Below are 19,437 nucleotides of genomic sequence, written 5' to 3'. Positions count from 1 at the left end.
ACGGCAAGACTCCCAGGCGCCTTTCCCATATCAGTCTTCGTCTACCCGATCCCCGCGTTTTTGAAGCCGTCGGGAATCTAATCTAATTCACCGTTACATAAGATTTACCGTTTCGATACATCTGGTCAAATGAAAACGGTTGGCATTGTCCATCCGGCTTGTCTTCTTTAATCTGCATCGGCTAAGGGAGTGTCAAGCTCCCAGAAGGAATAAAAGGCAAAACCCCTGTAAAATTACGCCAGATGTTAGATTTAAAAGTCATAACGTGTGGGGTAATCTGATCAGGTACGGATGGGTTGCCCGTTGGCTGATTCCGAAGTCGGGCGATCGCACGGATAAAACCTTGACAAGTTTCTCAGACTATGCATTTACAGAGGGGTGATATGAAAATTGGCAGCAACTACCTGGGTAACGGTCAATGTGAATTCCGAGTTTGGGCACCGTTTCGGGACAGCGTCGCGGTTCACATCGTCTCTCCCCACGATCAAGTGATTCCCCTACAAAAGGATGAATGGGGATATTGGCAGGAAACGGTAAAAGCTGACCCAGGAACCCTCTACGTTTACCAACTTGATGGATCACTGGAACGACCTGATCCCGCCTCCCATTACCAACCTGAGGGAGTCCATGGTTCCTCTCAAGTCGTGGATCATCACTTTGACTGGACGGATGATTCCTGGCAAGGAATTCCCCTCAAAGACCTAATTATTTACGAACTCCACGTCGGTACATTTACCCCAGAGGGAACCTTTGAATCGATTATTCCTCGCTTGAGTTACCTCCAGGATTTAGGCATAACCGCGATTGAAATTATGCCCGTGGCGCAGTTTCCCGGAAGTCGCAACTGGGGATACGATGGGGTTTATGTCTATGGTGTGCAAGATTCCTATGGGGGACCTGCGGGGTTGAAAAAACTCGTGGATGCTTGTCACCAGGCGGGGATCGCAGTCATTTTAGATGTGGTGTATAACCATTTAGGACCCGAAGGCAACTATTTGTGGGCGTATGGTCCCTACTTTACGGATCAATACCGTACCCCTTGGGGCAATGCGGTTAACTTTGATGGTGCTTATAGTAATCAGGTTCGGAATTTCTTTATCCAGAATGCTCTGTACTGGCTAGATAAGTACCACATTGACGCCCTGCGCGTTGATGCAGTTCACGCGATTTATGATATGAGCGCTCAACCCTTTTTACAAGAATTAGGGGATGCTGTCGCTAATTTCAATCGCACCACGCCAGTGCAACGATACGTCATCGCCGAAAGTGATCTCAATGACGTGCGCGTGATTAAACCCAGGGAACAAGGGGGATTTGGTCATGATGCTCAATGGTGCGATGACTTTCATCACATCTTGCACACTCTGTTAACGGGCGAACTATCGGGATATTACGAAGATTTTGGCAAAATTGAGCAGTTGGCAGTTGCTCTGCGCGAAGGCTATATCTATAGTGGACAATATTCCAGCTTCCGCAAACGCAACCATGGCAATTCAGCCGCCGATCGCCCGGCGGAACAGTTTGTTGTTTGTATCCAGAACCACGATCAAATTGGCAATCGACTAATTGGCGATCGCTTATCCACGTTGGTAGATTTTCAGGGGTTGAAGGTAGCGGCGGCGACGGTATTGCTTTCTCCTTATGTCCCGATGCTATTTATGGGCGAAGAATATGGAGAAGATGCACCGTTTCAGTATTTTGTCAGTCACAGTGATCCCGATTTAATTGAAGGTGTGCGTACCGGGAGGGCGGAAGAGTTTAAGGCATTTGGTTGGGACAATGCACCTGATCCCCAAGGGACAAAAGTCTTTGAGCAGTCAAAATTGCAGTGGGATAAGATTGACCAAGACAAATATGCCGTATTGCGACGCTGGTACAAACGGTTAATTCAGCTACGCAAAGAAACCCCAGCTTTAGCTACACTAGACAGGCAGAATCTTAATGTATCCAGCTTGTCCCCCGAAAAGGTTATCGTTATTCATCGCACGGCTGGAGATAGCCAAGTCCTCGGCTTGATCAACTTTGCTAAGGATGCAGCAACGGTTTCGCCTCAGATTCCCCCAGGGAACTTCTCAAAAGTGATTGACTCGGCGGATAAAGAATGGATGGGTGAGGGATCTCAACTCTCCCAACAGCTACAAGCTGGACAATCCTTAACCCTTGCTCCTCTGAGTTTTGCCTTATATTGTCAGTGACACTAGCCTCGGTTCAGTCGTCAGAAAGAGGCGTAATCCGCCCAAAAGGGGATGTAAGCCCAGTCGAAATCATACCATTATCAACAAATAAGGTGTTCCCTAGAGATAATGCATGTATTGCTTGATTTGTCAATCTTGGTGGCTGATATCAAATTCGCTTTTGTCACCCCCTTTATCCCTTGAGGTACGTTTTCCTGGAAACCATCTGCCTTGGAGCCTTCCTGTCCGGTACTCTTGGTGTTGCTCAGAGCCAATCCCTGTATAATGAACTAATGTTAAGCTATGATTTAAGCATTACGTTCAACGCAACTATCCTACGGTTTAACGCCACTGTTAACAAGCCATTTTTAGATCGATTCTTAGAGCCAACGCTCTGTCAGTTCTTTAACCCCCTCTAAAAGCTTATGATGCGGATTCCAGTCGCTACCTATAGAATTCAATTTAATCCTGAGTTTACCTTTGAGTCAGCAAAAGCCATTATTTCCTACTTAGCAGAATTAGGAATTTCTGACTTTTATGCATCCCCCATTTTTAAAGCCAGAGCCGGTAGCACTCATGGCTACGATGTGGTTGATCCCAATCAAATAAACCCAGAACTCGGCGGATTGGAGAAGTTTGAGTCTCTAATTGAGGAGGTGCAAAAGCACGGGTTAGGATGGCTTCAGGATATTGTGCCGAACCACATGGCTTTTGATCGTCAAAACCCCATGCTGGTCGAAGTTTTAGAGAATGGTCCTAATTCTCAATATAAAGACTACTTTGATATTAATTGGGAACATCATTATGAGGGCATTCGGGAGCGAGTCTTAGCGCCATTTTTAGGAAAATTCTGTGGAGATTGCTTAGAAAGTGGTGAACTCAAACTCCAGTATAACCAAGAAGGTTTTACGATTAATTACTATGACCTACAGTTTCCCATTCGCATCGAATCCTACTCCAATGTCTTAACCTACGATTTGGCACGTATCCGCCGGAAATTAGGCAGGAATCATCCTGATTTTGTCAAGTTCCTGGGCGCTCTCTATGCGTTAAAATATATTCCCTCTGGCGAAGAAGGAACGGAACGCTATGATCAGATTGGCTTCATTAAGAGAATGTTGTGGGAACTCTGGAATGATAGTGTAGAGATCAGGGAGTTCATTGACGAAAACATTCAACTCTTTAATGGAGAACCCGGAAAACCCGAAAGCTTTGACTTGTTAGAGCAATTATTAGCTGAACAGTTTTTTCGCCTCGCTTACTGGAAGGTGGGGAATGAAGAACTGAATTATCGGCGATTTTTTACGGTTAATGACCTGATTTCCGTTCGCATCGAAGAGGAGCAGGTGTTTAATCACAATCATGCTTTGATCTTCAAGCTGCTTGAAGAACAGAAATTTAGCGGCGTGAGAATCGATCATATCGATGGACTGTACGATCCGGCTCAATATTTGAATCGCTTGCGAGATCATGCCTCTGATGCGTATATCGTGGTTGAGAAAATCTTGGAAGAGCATGAAGATTTGCCGCTAACGTGGCCCGTACAAGGGACGAGTGGGTATGATTTCTTAAACAAACTTAATGGTATTTTCTGTCATCAGCAGACTCAGCCTAAGTTTGACAGCGTTTACTATCGCTTTATCGGAAATTCCATATCCTATAAAGCCATAATGGAAGACAAAAAGCGATTGATTATCGCCAAGCATTTGACCGGCGATATCGATAATTTAGCCAATTTACTCAAGCGAATTTCTGGTCGATACAGATACGCCAGTGACTTTACGATTTATGCACTGAAAGCCGCTTTAGTCGAAATTATGGCGCTGTTTCCTGTATACCGAACGTATGTAAGTCCAGAAGGCTTGAGCAAAGCGGATCGAGATTGTATTGAGTCTGTCATTAGCAAAGCCAAAGAAAATACGCCGATTTTCTTTAACGAACTGACGTTTATTGAGAAGTTTTTATTACTAGAGGTTGATGAGTCACTCAATCCCGAAGAAGCCGAACAATGGCGTTATTTTGTCATGCGGCTACAGCAGTTTACCGGACCGCTGACAGCTAAGGGAGTAGAAGATACGACGTTCTATATTTACAACCGTCTCATCTCTCTTAATGAAGTGGGTGGTAATCCGGGTGAGTTTGGCGTTTCCTTAGACAACTTTCATGACTTTAACCAACACCGCATCGCTTATTGGCCCCATACAATCAATACAACAGCAACCCATGATACAAAACGGGGTGAAGATGTAAGAGCCAGAATTAATGTCATTTCCGAAATCCCCGGCGAGTGGGATAGTATGTTGAGAAAATGGCAGGAAATAAATGCGGTTCACAAGGATTGTATTGATGGGTTAGATATTCCTGATCCCAACGACGAATATTTTCTTTACCAAACCTTGCTGGGAACCTTTCCCTTTGATGAAACGGAGTTCCCTACTTATGTGCAGCGGATCAAAGACTATATTATCAAGGCAATCCGAGAAGCCAAAGTTCATACCGCTTGGTTGAGACCGGATACCCACTATGAAGAAGGGTTTATTCGGTTTGCTGAACGCTTACTCAAAGATCCCAATGACAATCCCTTTTTAGAAGCGTTTCTACCCTTTCAACGTAAAATCCAACATTACGGCATTTTTAATAGTCTCTCCCAAGCCTTGTTGAAACTGACATCTCCGGGGGTTCCTGATTTTTACCAAGGAACGGAACTGTGGGATTTAAGTTTAGTTGATCCCGATAATCGTCGTCCGGTAGATTTTGAACAGCGGCTGGCGTTAGTTCAAGACTTGAAGCAGCGCTACGAAACGGATAAGTTGGGTTTAGTTCAGGAACTTTGTCAGAGTCCAGAAGACGGTCGAATTAAGTTATTCGTCATCTATCAAGCCCTAAAAACTCGGCGCGAGTATTTAGAGTTATTCCAACGGGGTGATTACCAGAAACTGACTGTTATTGGTAGTTTGAAGGATCATGTAGTCACGTTTGCCCGAACCTGGGATCATACAACCGTGATTGTCATTGTCCCTCGGCTGTTAACAGGTTTGGTTAAGCCAGACGAATATCCCATGGGTGAACAAGTTTGGCAAGAAACCCGGATTTCTTTACCCTCTAGTTCGTCCTCTATGTGGCGGGATGTGATGACGGGACGGGAAATTAAGGGGGACGATACCCTGTGGATTCGAGATGTTCTCAGTGATTTTCCGGTGGCGTTATTGGTGAATCAAAATCAGCAGGAATGATTAATAGATAAACACTGTAGGGGCGACAAGCTCGCGTCAAAGGTAGGCAGGGTGTGGGGTATGGGGTGTGGGGTATGGGGAAAATCTTAGAGAAACACCCTACACCCAGTCAGTAGTACCCTCAAGTCCCTTGTCACCCCCTCAGGATCAACACTGTAGGGGCGACCCGCCGCCTATAATTCATACCACCTAACCCTTAATTTGTTCGGGTCGCCCTCCCCAGAGTATCGGCAATTATCTAACCCGCGTACCGACGAGAAAAGGGCGAGTCGAGACAGGTTAATTCTCACACCGTCATATTGATGCAGCGACCATCTGTGTCAACTTAAGCTCAACCCCTCTCCCCCAGCCCCTCTCCCACGCCGGGGAGAGGGGAGCAAGAGAATCCGATCCCCCTTCTCCCCACGGTGGGAGAAGGGGTTAGGGGATGAGGGGGAAATGTCGAGGAGTAGACAGACACAGCTTAAAACTTTGTCAGTATTAGTTTGCACCTTAAGTTGACACCAATGTGCAGCGACTTGCCCCTACAAAACCAATTACCAATCAACAATCCACAATCCACAAATGATTTACTGATTAAACACCATCGCTGGATCAAGGCGCGTCACTTTCTGAATCGCGAAAATCGCCGAACCGACACACATTCCCACCGTTATCGCCAAAACTGCGATCGCGGAGACGGGGGTGATCAGAATCACAATTCCCTGAGTCGCGGATGTCCACAGGGCTACGCCGTAACAGAGAATCATGGCGGGGAGATAACCCAGAACCGACATCCACATCGCCTGTTCAATAATTACGCCGTAAATGCGCCAATCTGACGCGCCAATGGCTTTAAGCGTACCAAACTCAGTAATATGGTCAGCTACAGAGGAATAAAGAATTTGACCGACAATAATCACACCAACCACCACACCAACCACCGCCCCCAATCCGAGGATAAAGCCAATTCCGGTTCGCTGTTGCCAAAAGTTTTGATTCCTTTTAATAAATTCCTCGCGAGTATAGGTACTGACATTGGGTAACGCTTTTTCCAATCGTTCTTTTAATTGTGACAAATCCTGATCCGGTTGTGCCGCAATTAAAACATATTGAATCAAATCAGACGCGACTAATGGATTCGGTGGCGGTGGCGGTTGATTCCGCAGTTCGGCTTCCGATACTCTCGAATAGGTATTGGTACAAATTAAATCCTCAGCACCTGACGGCAATTTACAGGATAGTTCCGACTTTTGACCCGATGTTAAGAACGCATTCGCACTGGTTAGGGAGGTAAACATGAAGGAATTGGACACAATCGATGCATTCCCTTGGGTGAAACCTACCACTTGGGCGGGCAAGGAATTGACGCGGGCAATATCCCCAATCTGTTGTACATTCAGGGAATCTTGGTTGGTTGCATCCACGATAATTTTATAGGATTCAGATAAGTTACTAACCTCACCTTGCACTAGATTGATGGGTTGAAATAGTTGCCCATTGGGGTCAAATCCTACGACTCTGACGCGGGTAATTTCTCCTTGCGGTGGATTCCACAACGCGCCACTAAAAATCAGGGCTTCGGCTTTGGCAACGCCTTCCACTTGACGGGCGGAGATAACATGGGATAAGGGAATGGGTAGTGTTAATTCAACTTGCACCAATTTATCCGATGCTACCCAAATATCTGCGTTAGAATTATAAATTAACTGAGCCGTGGATTGGGTAAATCCATTAAAAATACCCGTTTGTAAGGTAACTAAACTCACCGCAAACATAATCCCGGCTTGGGCGACTAAAAAGCGGGGAATGTCTTCAAGTAAGTTTTTTCGGGCAAGAGAAACCATTGGTAAGTAGGTGGGGACAATTCAAGTTAACGGTGGGGATTGTCATTGGTCATTGGTCATTTGTAAGGATTTGAGGATTATTGACAGAACTTAATATAGGTGGGTTTATTGACACCGACCTACTTATTTGTCATTTTGTCATTCGTCGTTCTCATCGGGCCACAGCAAGCGAACTGCCATTAATGCGAAACCCACTGCCGCGATCGCTTTGAGAATTCGCACCGGGAACAGTTGCGCGACGCCTCCCCCTGCTAATACGCCAATCAACGTGGCTAATAGCAATGCGGCTACAGCCCCCAAGAATACCGCACGAGGCGATTTGAGGCTACCCCCAAGCGCGATCGCCGCCAGTTGGCTTTTGTCACCAATTTCGGCTAAAAATACGGTGATGAAACTTAATCCTAGTAATTGCCAATCCATAGTATTTAAAATTCTCTGATTTAGTCAGGGCGGGTTTAGTTACATCTGGGTGAGAAAAACGATAGTGGCAAAACCCGCCCCTACACACTCCAAATTGTTTCATCCGAGTTGCACCACATCCCACAGCAGCATAACGGAAATGAAGAGTAATAATGTCCCGGCGGCGGTTTCCAGGGTTTTGGGCGGTAAACGCTTGGCTAACCAGGTTCCCAGTAAGACACCGATTAAACTGGTGGTAATTAGTGCGATCGCGGCACCTGTAAAGACTATCCACGGGGATTGAGATTCTGCACTGATCAGCAGGGTTGCCAGTTGGGTTTTATCGCCAATCTCAGCTAGAAAAATGGTTAGGAAGGTGGAACTAAAGATACCCCATATCCCCCGTTGGCGCTTGACGATGGGACGCAAACTGTTCGGAGTGGGGGAAATTGGTAACTCAGACGGATCAGAGACATCTTTGGGAGCTGGATTCATCAATGAAAAGGGTGCTGTCAGAACAAAACCAACGATGGGCAAGGAAGATAGTTTCACAGGGAGTTCCCAGTTTACGTCGATCTTTTTTCATATTCTATTCATCTTTGCAGAACTTTACAAATTTGACTATGATCCGGGCTAAAGTCAGTATGAGAGTCGGTGTCTACTGGTCTACTTTCATTCCTTGTCTCACCTGAACCCCAATCTTAAAAAACCTACCCTGGTGAGGCACCCTACACCCCCCTCTACAGCCGTGGTAAAATTTCCGGTAAAAGCTGACCCGGTACCTTAGAAAGTGCCAGATTTTGCCCACTAATTCCTTGTTCCTGGTAGAACGTGCGAATCGTTTTAATGATATAGTCCAAAGAGGTTTGGTAAACATCCGATCGCGCCGCTACTCCCGTACAAGCTTGAACATGCTGATGGAGGGCGGTTTGTAGATGGTGGGATTGATCCTCTTTTCCCGCACCCAAAGACGGTTCAGTGGCAAACTGATAATGGGCAAGTCCCAAATTATTCCGAGTGGCGATAACATCAAAATTAACCGATGTCGGCGGATGATTCTGCGCCAATTCCTCGGCTAACGCGATCGCAACCTCATAAGCGGCGATACAATGGCGTAAATAGTCTGCCCGTCTCTGAGAGTCTTCCACACAGCGATCCGCCAGATGCCAATACGCCGTACCCAAATTATTCTGAGTCGCGGCACAGGCAGCCGGAGACACCTCTGGGGTACGATAGGTTAACGCATCTTTATAGGCTATCACCGCTAACTCCAGCCAGGTTTCCGGTTGTTCATACTGTGCCAGATTCCAGTACGCTGTGCCTAAATTATTTTGAATCATCGCCCAATTTGTCGCATTCGAGCGACTGTTGTAATAACATAGGGCTTCCGCATACGCCCCAATTGCTGCCTGTAAGTTATTGACAGGAGAGTGATGTTGTGCTAAATGCCAATACGCCGTGCCTAAGTTATTTTGGGTAGAGGCATATTTAAGCGGGTCATTTTCTGGATTACGATAGTGTAATGCTTCTTCGTAGGCTCGAATCGAGAGTTCTAAGTTATCCGCGACATCTTGATAGCGAGCCAAATCCCCATAAGCTGCCCCTAAATTATTTTGGATCATGGCATAGGTGTGGGGCGCGTCTTGAGCCGTTAATTTCGTTAATGCCAATTGATAAGCTTGAATCCCCTGTTCTAGATAAGATAGACGCATCCCTGTATCCTGGGGACATCGGGAAAGCATCCAATAAAGATTCCCCAAATCATTAAGAACATCCGCGACGTAGGGCGATGTATCATCTAACCATTGCAACGCCTGCTCATACGCCTGAATCGCGATCGCTAAATTTTCTTCTGAGGTGTCTCCTTGTTCAATCGCATGACGGTAATGATTCCCCAGTTGTAAATACGCCTCAGCAGGCGACGCGGTTTGGGGGAGATCTGGGGCTTCCGTTGATGTATCAGCAGGATGTTGGGATGTCGGCGGATTTTGTGGCGGTAATGGTGTTTCCTCCATCTCAAAGTCCACAGCCCCCAGCTTCCCTTTGCCATTCGGATTAGCATTAGACTTCCCGTTAGTCGGGACAATCAGGGGTTCAACCTCCTCGCTAAAATGTCCATTGTTGCCCACACTATTCTGGAACAACTGCAAATCCAGAGTTTCGTCCACTTCCTGAGTTAGCACCGTCTGCAAGGTTTCTTGGAACGAAGCCTCTGTCTCCTCTGTCTCCTCTGTTTCCTGAGTCATCACCGCCGTGGGAGAGGCTTCCGGTTGAGTCGCGCCCACCGGGGGAAGTGGTGTGGGTTCTCCTTCAAACTCGAATACCCCAGTACGCCACCGCCAAAATTCCGGTACAGACTGGACAATGGAATGGAACCAAGGGCGGGGTAGCCAGAGTAACACATTGGCGTCTAACTGCGGCAAATAGCGCTCAATGGACTGTAAACGCCGGAGAAACAGTTGCTGTACCGTTGGGGATTGACGGGTTAAGCGTTCAACACCCAGGAGTTGGAAACAGGGAGGGGATGTGGCGATGGGAGAATGGCGATTTTGAGCTAACCAGGCAGCTATTTGGGCAAAGGGATGGGGATCATTGACATTAATGTTCAGGCTGACTAAATTAGTAGAGCCTGAACCCTTGGGTGGCGCGATCGCAGAGGTTGTCCCCAACTCCCCATGAAGTTTACCCGCCAGACGATTCCGCAGACTCAGATCATCACAAATCGCCACGAAAATTTGACGCCGTAGTCCGAGACTCAGAGCAAGTTTCAAGCGTTTATAGATTTGCCGATTCCAGCTCGAAATTTTATGGGCAACAGTATCCGTTACAGTCATGCTGAGAGAGTCCAGGAGTGTCAGGCAACAAGAGGATGAGATTTAAGGGAAAGACTTGATCGTAACAACGAGTACCGAGCGATCGCGAATTGGGCAGAATCGCGATAAAATCTGAATGATGAACAATAAGAAAATCGCAATTTTAGAAGATGTTTAGTTCTATCTACCTACTCGTTGCATAATCAGTAGTTGAGAGTAATCTTACTATGACTCTTCCTACTATTGTTGCCTAATTCAGGACTTATTGGGTAATACTCAAGGCATCAGGGAGAGCGGTATACCTTCAAGTACCAAAGAGCTTCCCATAGCTGTCGTCATCAAAAACTTTACGTCATACTGGGTTCCCTACTTATCCGTTTAGTGAAGGGTTGTCTGATTATTGACAGCAGATTCTAATCGAGCCGTTTCTAACCAAGAGATTTAATCAAAAAGTCCGATGAGAATTTGGGTGAGTTGTTCTAGGTCGTCGGGCACCCGATATAACGTAATGTCTTGGGTGATGCGATGTTCGGTTCTCTCTATTTTGCCAAATCGCCAAGCATCTCCCATCGTGACAGCACCGTAGAGAATGTTTTGTTCTTCAACTTGGGTTAATGCTATCAGTTCCACGGCTAACTGTGTAAAACCTCTAGTCAAGTCATCATGTTTCGCCTCAACCACAATCAGACCTGTCTTCCCCCGCACAAGGTAGTCCAGGTTACCTTTGAGCCAATGATTCACAGTGAGAGGGTATTCAATACGAATTTGGCACTGGCATAACCGAGCAACTTCCAGCAGTACAGGAAAGACCAAAGCTTCCCGCCGCGCCGCTTCGTTACTCAAGCTGGTTAATAGGAGAGTGTCCTCTAGCCGCTGCTGCAATGCTGGGAGTTGGTCAAGTTGCTTTTGAGACAGGGGTAAAGATAGACGTGACTTGTGAAGGGTGTAATCAAACTCGGCAAGAATATCCTCTGCCTCGTAGGGCATCTGGAAATAAGATCGGAAGGTATAGGATTGTCCTTCTTGGAGAATTTTGGTCTTTGGCATGGGCGGCTTGTCCTTTTGATGTCATCCCAATTCTAATCAGATGGGTAAAACAACAACTAATATCAAGTTGCAGTCTAAGGTAGAATTTGCCTTGGTACTGCTATACGTTCAGAACCCCTCCACAGGATACCTCTGGAGGGGGTACTTGGGTCGCTATCTTAGACTTAAGGCTGGTGGGCAATGCCCACCCTACGATAGCTCAAGGGTTTTGGTGTTCCCAAAATGCTTATTTGAGTGCTATTCGACTTAATAATGTACCAAGGAAGCTTGGTTGAGTTGATGAATTCAGCTTGCCTCACTGGTACTTTATTTTTACGCAGATCTCTAAGCTTCTACCTCAACCGGTTCGGGTTGGGGTTCGGGGGGAAGTTCCTGTTTCAGGGTCAGATAACGAATCACCTCATCTCCATAGCGCATCGCTCGCTGAATCTGAGCCACATGAGTCGGGGGCGCTTTATAGTTCATTTGAATGTAGACGCCTTCACGGTGTCTGTCGATGGGATAAGCCAAACGACGCTTACCGCGATGTTGGATGTCAATCTCCTCACCGCCTTGCTCTTGCAGGAGATCTTTATACTTGGTCACCGCTTGGTTAACCTGCTCCTCTGACATATCGGGACGCAGGATGTACATCATTTCGTAACTATCGCTCACAAATGGTCTTCTCCTTATGGACAATTGGGCTTCTTTTGCTGATTCGAGATAGCCATGGCTTTTAATCGGGAGGCTACCCCAGTCACAGAAGCAAGGATTCGAGCTGACTTAACTGCTCTATTCTATGCCTGATCTGGGTTTTTTCCTACTTCTAGGCTTGAGGCAGACAATCCGCCCAGATGACACTCTTGCAATTTTACTATTTTTTGGTATTAATTCTAGCTAGCTGCCAGGGTCAATCAAAATCCCATATCAGTAGAATGCTCTCATTCAATTACCAAGGAATCTCTAATATCATGGCGCAGCGCTACGTCCGCATTAAAACGGCTCAAGGGCAAACCTACTATGGCTTGCTGCAACTCAACCGCAGTATCCAAGTTTTAGATGCACCGCCGTGGCTACAGGGTCAACCGACTGATCTGGAGTTAGCACCGGATAGTTATACATTGTTGGCTCCCTGTGCGCCATCCAAGATTGTCGCCGTTGGAAAAAACTATATGGATCACGCCGTTGAAATGGGAACACCTGTTCCCCAGGAACCCTTGTTGTTTCTCAAACCACCGACAACCATAACGGCGGCGAATCGAGACATCCAGTTTCCGCCTCAGTCAAAACGGGTGGACTATGAGGGAGAGTTGGCGCTGGTTATTGGTGAACTCTGTGTAGACTGTACGCCCGAACAAGCCCAAGGAAAAATTTGGGGGTACACCATCGCCAACGATGTCACCGCTCGCGACTTACAAAAACAAGATGGTCAATGGACGAGGGCAAAGGGTTTTAATACCTTTTGTCCCCTAGGTCCTTGGATTGTGCGGGAGGTGAGTGCTGGGGCGAAGTTGCAGACGTTTTTAAACGATGCGCCGGAACCTGTACAATCGGCATCCATTGATCAAATGGTATTTGCCCCGGACTTCTTAGTCTCCTATATTTCTCAGATTATGACCCTGCTTCCGGGAGACGTAATCCTTACCGGTACGCCACGAGGGATTGGTCCAATGCAAATCGGCGATCGCGTCCGTGTGGAAATTGAGGGAATTGGTCATTTAGAAAATACGGTTGTCCCCCGTTCTGCACCCGTCATTCTTTAACCTGGGTTAAACGGTTTTTCAAGAATCCTCAAACCCTTACATAAACGAATGACAAATGACCAATGACGAATGACCAATGACGAATGACCAATGACGAGTGACCAATCATCGAACTTGGGCGTAAACCGCTTCCGAAAGTGTGGGAATTTCGGCGTAGCGCCCTAGCAATGACTGAACTATCCCATAGCCGCAAGCCACAAGCGTACCTAAAAAGATCACGTTGGATAGGGTTTCTATAAAAAAGTTCGCTCCCAATCCTCGTCCGAGAATGCTCATGGCAAAACTACATAGAACCAGTAGAATATCTAAAAGAATTGCCTGCATCGTATTAAAACGAATAAAGTGGGCAATCCTTTCATTCCTGACAACGGCTAAAAATAAGACAAAGAAAAGAATCAGTCCCGCAAAGGGAATTGTGCTTTTAATGAAAATTAAAGGAGAGAGCGGTACAAGAATAATATTTAGGACAGGAAACTGTCTGAGTAGAAAAACACCAAACGGCAGTGCGTACAATAAAGGCAGCAGATAGGGCAGCGCTGCAAAAATTCGATCTTTAACTGTTGTTGAGCCGCGCCAAGTCATTGTTGCTTCTCCTTTTCGGGTGGTTCAAATCGCTATCTCACTATTTTCAGGATAACGTAGGTGACCCATTTCGATGAACGCTGTCATCTGTTATGGGTTTTATGTCAGGATTTATGGATTATTTCCGACTCGGACAGTAGTTCAGTTTATTGTCCCAGATGATAAACTATTCTAGGTTAGCGATGCGGAAACCCATTTCGCACTCATATTGCTCCGGTTGATGGGGTGTGAGTTTACGAATGGCATGACCACATCCGAGCTTACCCCGACGCCAACGGGGTTGACCCTTGCTGTCAGCCAGCAAACAGCTTTGACAAACTTGAGTCGGGGAGAGAATTTGCTCTTCGGTAAGGATAACTAACATAGAACGCCTCCGGTCAATTCCACTAGAGTGCTGATCCTGAATGGGTGACAAGCTCGCGTCAAAGGTAGGCAGGGTGTGGGGTATGGGGTGTGGGGTGTGGGGAAAATCGGGAAGAAACACAAAAACCCATAAGATGAGATAGGGTAAGGAGCGAGCGCTCTCCAGGCGAGCCAACGAATAAATAATTTTGGTGACTTCCTGAGTAAAGTTCAATTTTTCCCTACACCCTACACCCTACCCCCAGTAGTACCCTCAAGTCCCTTGTCACCCCCTCAGGCGCTGATCCCATCATAATTTATGTCTTTAGCTAGAGGCTCTCTATCAACACAGAGCTTAACTTTCATCCATTGGATACTTACCTCTGAGAAACGCAGGGGAGAGGGGTGAGAGTTTGAGCAAAGCAACGGCAACGGGCAATGTGGTAAAACGTTTATGAACCCAACTGGACGGCAAAGCATCGTAAGGGATTGACGGACGTGACTCAAACAAACTTAGATTTTCTCGCCCAAACTGACCCAGAAGTCGCTGAGGGAATTAGCCAAGAACTCCAACGCCAGCGTGACCATCTGGAACTGATTGCTAGTGAAAACTTTACCTCCCCGGCGGTACTGGCGGCTCAAGGATCAGTCTTAACCAATAAGTACGCTGAAGGCTTACCCGGAAAGCGCTACTATGGCGGTTGTGAATTCATCGATAAGGTCGAACAGCTTGCCATTGACCGGGCTAAACGGCTCTTTGGTGCAGCTCATGCGAATGTCCAACCCCATTCAGGCGCTCAAGCCAATTTTGCCGTATTCCTGGCGCTGCTCAAGCCGGGAGACACGATTATGGGGATGGATTTATCCCATGGGGGACACCTCACCCACGGTTCGCCTGTGAATGTGTCGGGGAAGTGGTTTAAGGTTTGTCACTACGGCGTTAATCCGGAAACCGAGCAACTGGATTATGATCAGGTGCGCGAACTTGCCCTCAAAGAACGCCCCCAGATGCTGATTTGTGGCTATTCGGCTTATCCGCGTATTATTGACTTTGAAAAATTCCGCAGCATTGCGGATGAAGTGGGCGCTTACCTGATGGCGGATATTGCTCACATCGCAGGGTTAGTGGCGACAGGTCATCATCCGAACCCAATTCCTCATTGTGATGTAGTCACCACCACCACGCACAAAACCCTGCGGGGAACCCGAGGCGGCTTAATTCTTACCCGTGATCCTGACATCGGCAAAAAGCTGGATAAAGCGGTGTTCCCAGGAAGTCAGGGCGGTCCATTAGAACATGCGATCGCGGCGAAAGCTGTGGCGTTTGGTGAAGCTTTACAACCCGCTTTCAAAGACTATTCGGCGAATGTGATTGAAAATGCCCAAGCCCTCGCCAGTCAACTGCAAAAACGGGGTTTGAAAATTGTCTCTGGCGGGACGGATAATCATTTAATGCTGGTGGATTTACGCTGTATTTCCATGACTGGGAAACGAGCAGATCAACTGGTGAGTGGTGTGAATATTACCGCGAATAAAAATACGGTTCCCTTTGATCCAGAGTCTCCCTTTGTCACCAGTGGCTTACGTCTCGGTTCCCCGGCGATGACAACACGCGGAATGGGCGTGGCTGAATTTATCGAGATTGGTGATATTATTGCCGATCGCTTACTCAATCCAGAGGATGAAACCATCGCCGCCGATTGTCGGCGTCGTGTGGCTCAATTGTGCGATCGCTTCCCCTTATATCCCCATCTCAATATTCCTGTACCTACATTGGTGTAAATTGGTCATTCGTCATTTGTCATTCGTCATTCGTCATTTGTCATTCGTCATTCGTCATTCGTCATTTGTCATACTCGCTACCCTTGAGAAGCAAGCTACGTCATTCGTCATTCCCTATTCCCTATTCCCTATTCTCTATTCCCTGTCCCCTGTGTTAACCAAGGACAAAGGACAAAGGACCAAGGACAAAGGACAAACCAATGAGCGCAGAAATCATTTGTGTTGGCACTGAGTTACTGCTAGGGGATATTCTGAATACGAATGCCCAGTTTTTAGCCCTCGAACTGGCAGATCTGGGTATTCCCCACTACTATCAAACGGTTGTGGGAGATAATCCCTCGCGGTTAAAGCAAGTCTTGGCAATGGCTTGCGATCGCTCGGCGATTCTGATTTTTACGGGTGGACTTGGACCGACGCCAGATGACTTAACCACGGAAACCTTAGCGGATTTTTTTGGTGTTCCCCTGATTGAGCAAGTTGACATCATTGAGGATATTGCTCGCAAATTTGCTCAACGGGGACGCCAAATGACTGCCAATAATCATAAGCAAGCCCTGATTCCCGAAGGTGCTAAGGTTTTACCGAACCCCAAGGGAACCGCACCGGGTATAATCTGGCAACCGCGCCCCGGTTTAACTATTCTTACCTTTCCCGGTGTTCCCAGTGAAATGCAGCGGATGTGGCGAGAAACGGCGGTTCCCTATCTCAAAGGTCAAGGTTGGGGACAACAAATTATCCATAGTCAAACCTTACGATTCTGGGGGATTGGGGAATCCGCGTTAGCCGAAAAAGTGGCGTCGTTTTTTGACTTAACCAACCCCACCGTCGCCCCCTATGCCTCTCAGGGAGAAGTCCGGTTACGGGTTAGCGCCCGTGCGCCGTCTCAAGGGGAAGCTGTACAGGTAATTGAACCTGTTGTCAAGCAACTGCGGCAAATTGCTGGGGCTGACTATTTTGGTGTGGATACAGATACCCTCGCCTCGGTTGTGGGTCAGCTTTTAATCGATGCCAATCAAACGGTGAGTGTAGCCGAATCCTGTACGGGAGGCGGTGTAGGCAGCATGTTGACAGCCGTTGCGGGAAGTTCTGACTATTTTAAGGGTGGGATAATTTCTTATAGCAATGACGTAAAAGTATCCTTACTGGGGGTTAAGTCATCAGATCTGGATAAATGGGGGGCGGTGAGTAAACAGGTTGCCCAGCAAATGGCATTGGGTGTGCGATCGCGGCTGGCGACGGATTGGGGTGTGAGTATTACGGGTATTGCTGGACCCGGCGGTGGGAATGAATCTAAGCCAGTGGGGTTGGTGTATATCGGTTTGGCGACGCCAGATGATCGAGTTGAGTGTTTTAAATATAACTTTGGTCGCGATCGCGATCGGGCTTCGATTCGTCATTGGAGTGCCTGTTATGCCCTCGACCAACTGCGACGCCGATTATTGGAGCAATACCATTAGGCTCACATCTAACTTGAGTTATAACTAAAGGTAGAGAAGCCAAAACCGTTGCGATCGCAGGATCGACTCCATATTCCATTTAGGGGATAGCTAGGCTTTGGGGTTCTGTGTTATGCTGAACGTTAAGAAATGCAACAGATGGGTTAAAACGATCCAGACGGTGTATAGCAATAGGAAAACCGCTCAGTTTAATATCAGCGTCATAGTCTTAACTTGGGCAGGGTTTCCACTAAAGCGCCCACAAAGCGCCCAAGCGTAAAACACCCAAGAGTTCCCAAAGTCGTGCTGAGAAAGGCTTCTAGCACCCGTCCTGTTGTTAAGACGGTCAAAAACCTATTAAGTTGTCTCACAGGAGCATTCAGTTTAATGGATTATATAGAAAAGGTGTTGGAAAAACTGAAAGAATGGGCACGCAAGCTGGTTGGAACCCTCTTGGGTCCTGAACCTCAGCCGGAACCCGAACTCATCCCCATTCCGGTTAATAATCCACGCCGTCGTTCCCGATAATTAGTTAACGTGCCGAATGAAGCTCGGAGTTCTTTGAGTATTCTCGTCCTGCATGGTCCAAACTTGAATCTTCTAGGACTCCGAGAGCCTGGTATTTATGGATCGGTAACCTTGGCAGAAATTGACCAACTCCTGCAACAGGAGGCGAGTTCATTATCCTGCCAAGTTGTGACGTTACAGTCCAACCATGAAGGTGTTTTAGTTGATGCCATACAAGCAGCGAGAACGCAGCATCATGGGATATTAATCAATGCTGGTGCTTATACCCATACAAGTGTAGCCCTACGCGATGCCTTAGCCGCCGTAGCCCTGCCTGTAGTGGAAGTACATCTGAGTAATATCTATCAGCGCGAACCATTTCGACATCACTCCTTCATCGCCCCCGTAGCTGTCGGTCAGATCAGCGGCTTTGGTGCCGAAAGTTATCGCTTGGGACTCTTAGCTCTCGTCCATACCCTGAAAACAGGGGCAAGAGCAAATTAATGCAGCATTCCCTTCTATGCCGATTTCAAGGAGCATTACTGGGTAGCTTGATCGGTGAGCTGGTCAGCCATCACCTTGATCAAGGACTCGGTGATCCAGTTGGCAGAAAATCGCTTCAGTTCACCAAACGCCAACCCCAACCGAGTCAGTCCCACCTCTGTATGCCCAAACTCTCCCCTTGGAGTCAAATCGCTACTTGTGGAATCAAGAGTTTAATTGACACAGGCAGGCTGAATGACGATTGGATCATTCGCTGTAGCCAAACCCAACCCTCACTCCTAGAATTGAAAGGGAAAGCACAAAGCAGCGAAGCAGCGGTGGCAACTCTGCCAATGGCGCTTTTTTTTCACGAAAATCAAGAGTTGTTACGGCAACACCTGGTTCAGGCGGCAGCAATTTGGCAACTCGAAACTGACGCCTCGGCTGGGATGTTGGCAATCGCTACCGCCATGGCTCTGACTCTCACCGAAACCCTTAACCGAACAACCCTGATTCCCCACATCCTTAGAGGCTTGGGGACAGAACAAAGCATCCTAGCCTACCGATTACAACAGGTTCAAACCTTGATAGAAGCAGGTGCAGATTTAGAAACCACCAGGAGGAAGGTGCGCCGTCTACCCGCAAATTTAGGTAATAGGGGGGATGCCTCAGATATGGCGATCGCTTTAGCCTTTTATTGTTTCCTCTATACACCCGAAGATTTTCGTCTCTGTGTCATCCGTGCCGTTCGTAGCGGTTACCAAAACCAAATTACGGCGGCTTTGACAGGGGCATTAGCGGGTGTTTATAACGGTATCAACGGTATTCCAGTAAGCTGGCGAGTTGCTGCCCTAAAAATTCCGGTCTTCAAAAAGAGGCGACAATTAACAGACCAATTACTAGCGGTTTGGCTAGGGGTTTACGATCAAAAGCAAATCAATGGTCGGTACAAACAAGCAGCCGTTGCTGCACCAAATATCATTCAACGTCGTTTATAAGTTATAGATAGGTGGATAAGCCATGTTTTGTCAGCTAAAAAGAGCTAAACTCAAACATTACAGCCGACTAACT

Annotated in this window: 16 protein-coding genes; 8 read left to right on the top strand and 8 right to left on the bottom strand. The window is 47.2% G+C overall.

Translation table 11 applies throughout. The features are described from left to right. Nucleotides 1-383 precede the first annotated feature (383 nt). Together treZ and treY are read left to right on the top strand one after the other, a co-directional pair. A complete protein-coding gene (gene treZ, locus RIC07_RS06220; RefSeq protein WP_446393759.1) occupies nt 384-2,195 on the top strand; it encodes a malto-oligosyltrehalose trehalohydrolase in 1,812 nt (603 codons plus the stop codon). Between the two features lie 407 nt (nt 2,196-2,602). Then, the gene (gene treY / locus RIC07_RS06215; protein WP_446393790.1) at nt 2,603-5,407 is read left to right on the top strand and encodes a malto-oligosyltrehalose synthase; all 2,805 of its coding nucleotides are present in this window, start codon (nt 2,603-2,605) and stop codon (nt 5,405-5,407) included. A 569-nt stretch (nt 5,408-5,976) separates the two neighbouring features. Here the strand turns inward: treY and RIC07_RS06210 are convergent. From RIC07_RS06210 to rpsF, 6 genes are all read right to left on the bottom strand, one after another. Continuing rightward, nucleotides 5,977-7,233, bottom strand: coding sequence for an FtsX-like permease family protein (locus RIC07_RS06210; protein WP_446393758.1), 1,257 nt, complete (start codon nt 7,231-7,233; stop codon nt 5,977-5,979). A 138-nt stretch (nt 7,234-7,371) separates the two neighbouring features. Then, nucleotides 7,372-7,653 (bottom strand): TMEM165/GDT1 family protein, encoded by a 282-nt coding sequence (locus tag RIC07_RS06205; protein ID WP_446393757.1) that lies wholly within the window; start codon nt 7,651-7,653, stop codon nt 7,372-7,374. 99 nt (nt 7,654-7,752) lie between these two features. After that, nucleotides 7,753-8,127 (bottom strand): TMEM165/GDT1 family protein, encoded by a 375-nt coding sequence (locus RIC07_RS06200; RefSeq protein ID WP_044208195.1) that lies wholly within the window; start codon nt 8,125-8,127, stop codon nt 7,753-7,755. A gap of 245 nt (nt 8,128-8,372) precedes the next feature. Further along, the gene (locus RIC07_RS06195; RefSeq protein ID WP_446393756.1) at nt 8,373-10,466 is read right to left on the bottom strand and encodes a tetratricopeptide repeat protein; all 2,094 of its coding nucleotides are present in this window, start codon (nt 10,464-10,466) and stop codon (nt 8,373-8,375) included. Between the two features lie 420 nt (nt 10,467-10,886). After that, nucleotides 10,887-11,492 (bottom strand): hypothetical protein, encoded by a 606-nt coding sequence (locus RIC07_RS06190; protein WP_446377868.1) that lies wholly within the window; start codon nt 11,490-11,492, stop codon nt 10,887-10,889. Nucleotides 11,493-11,816: 324 nt separating this feature from the next. Next, a complete protein-coding gene (gene rpsF / locus RIC07_RS06185) occupies nt 11,817-12,146 on the bottom strand; it encodes a 30S ribosomal protein S6 (RefSeq protein WP_446374826.1) in 330 nt (109 codons plus the stop codon). 296 nt (nt 12,147-12,442) lie between these two features. On the opposite strand from rpsF, the gene RIC07_RS06180 reads away from it, so the two are divergent. After that, on the top strand, nt 12,443-13,234 hold the full coding sequence (locus RIC07_RS06180; protein ID WP_446393755.1) for a fumarylacetoacetate hydrolase family protein: 792 nt from the start codon (nt 12,443-12,445) through the stop codon (nt 13,232-13,234). A gap of 105 nt (nt 13,235-13,339) precedes the next feature. Here the strand turns inward: RIC07_RS06180 and RIC07_RS06175 are convergent, their stop codons facing one another. Next, nucleotides 13,340-13,816, bottom strand: a complete 477-nt coding sequence (locus RIC07_RS06175) for a Tic20 family protein (protein ID WP_446374830.1) — start codon at nt 13,814-13,816, stop codon at nt 13,340-13,342. Nucleotides 13,817-13,982: 166 nt separating this feature from the next. Continuing rightward, entirely contained in the window at nt 13,983-14,180 is a 198-nt protein-coding gene (locus tag RIC07_RS06170; RefSeq protein WP_006102198.1) for a hypothetical protein, read from the bottom strand. 476 nt (nt 14,181-14,656) lie between these two features. Here RIC07_RS06170 and glyA point away from each other — a divergent pair, with 476 nt between their 5' ends. The 5 genes from glyA (at nt 14,657) to RIC07_RS06145 (ending at nt 19,364) form a co-directional block, all read left to right on the top strand. Then, nucleotides 14,657-15,940 (top strand): serine hydroxymethyltransferase, encoded by a 1,284-nt coding sequence (gene glyA / locus RIC07_RS06165; protein ID WP_446393754.1) that lies wholly within the window; start codon nt 14,657-14,659, stop codon nt 15,938-15,940. A gap of 200 nt (nt 15,941-16,140) precedes the next feature. Continuing rightward, entirely contained in the window at nt 16,141-17,397 is a 1,257-nt protein-coding gene (locus tag RIC07_RS06160; RefSeq protein ID WP_446393753.1) for a competence/damage-inducible protein A, read from the top strand. Nucleotides 17,398-17,763: 366 nt separating this feature from the next. Further along, nucleotides 17,764-17,904: a hypothetical protein gene (locus tag RIC07_RS06155; RefSeq protein ID WP_446351229.1), complete on the top strand. Its 141-nt coding sequence runs from the start codon at nt 17,764-17,766 to the stop codon at nt 17,902-17,904. Between the two features lie 9 nt (nt 17,905-17,913). Then, entirely contained in the window at nt 17,914-18,387 is a 474-nt protein-coding gene (gene aroQ / locus RIC07_RS06150; RefSeq protein WP_446388874.1) for a type II 3-dehydroquinate dehydratase, read from the top strand. After that, nucleotides 18,387-19,364: an ADP-ribosylglycohydrolase family protein gene (locus RIC07_RS06145; protein WP_446393752.1), complete on the top strand. Its 978-nt coding sequence runs from the start codon at nt 18,387-18,389 to the stop codon at nt 19,362-19,364. The genes aroQ and RIC07_RS06145 overlap by 1 nt, the downstream gene beginning before the upstream one ends. Nucleotides 19,365-19,437: the final 73 nt, after the last annotated feature.

It is taken from the genome of Coleofasciculus sp. E1-EBD-02, from assembly GCF_040218245.1.
Lineage (GTDB): Bacteria > Cyanobacteriota > Cyanobacteriia > Cyanobacteriales > Coleofasciculaceae > Coleofasciculus.
This window is presented reverse-complemented; position numbering and strand designations above follow the sequence as displayed.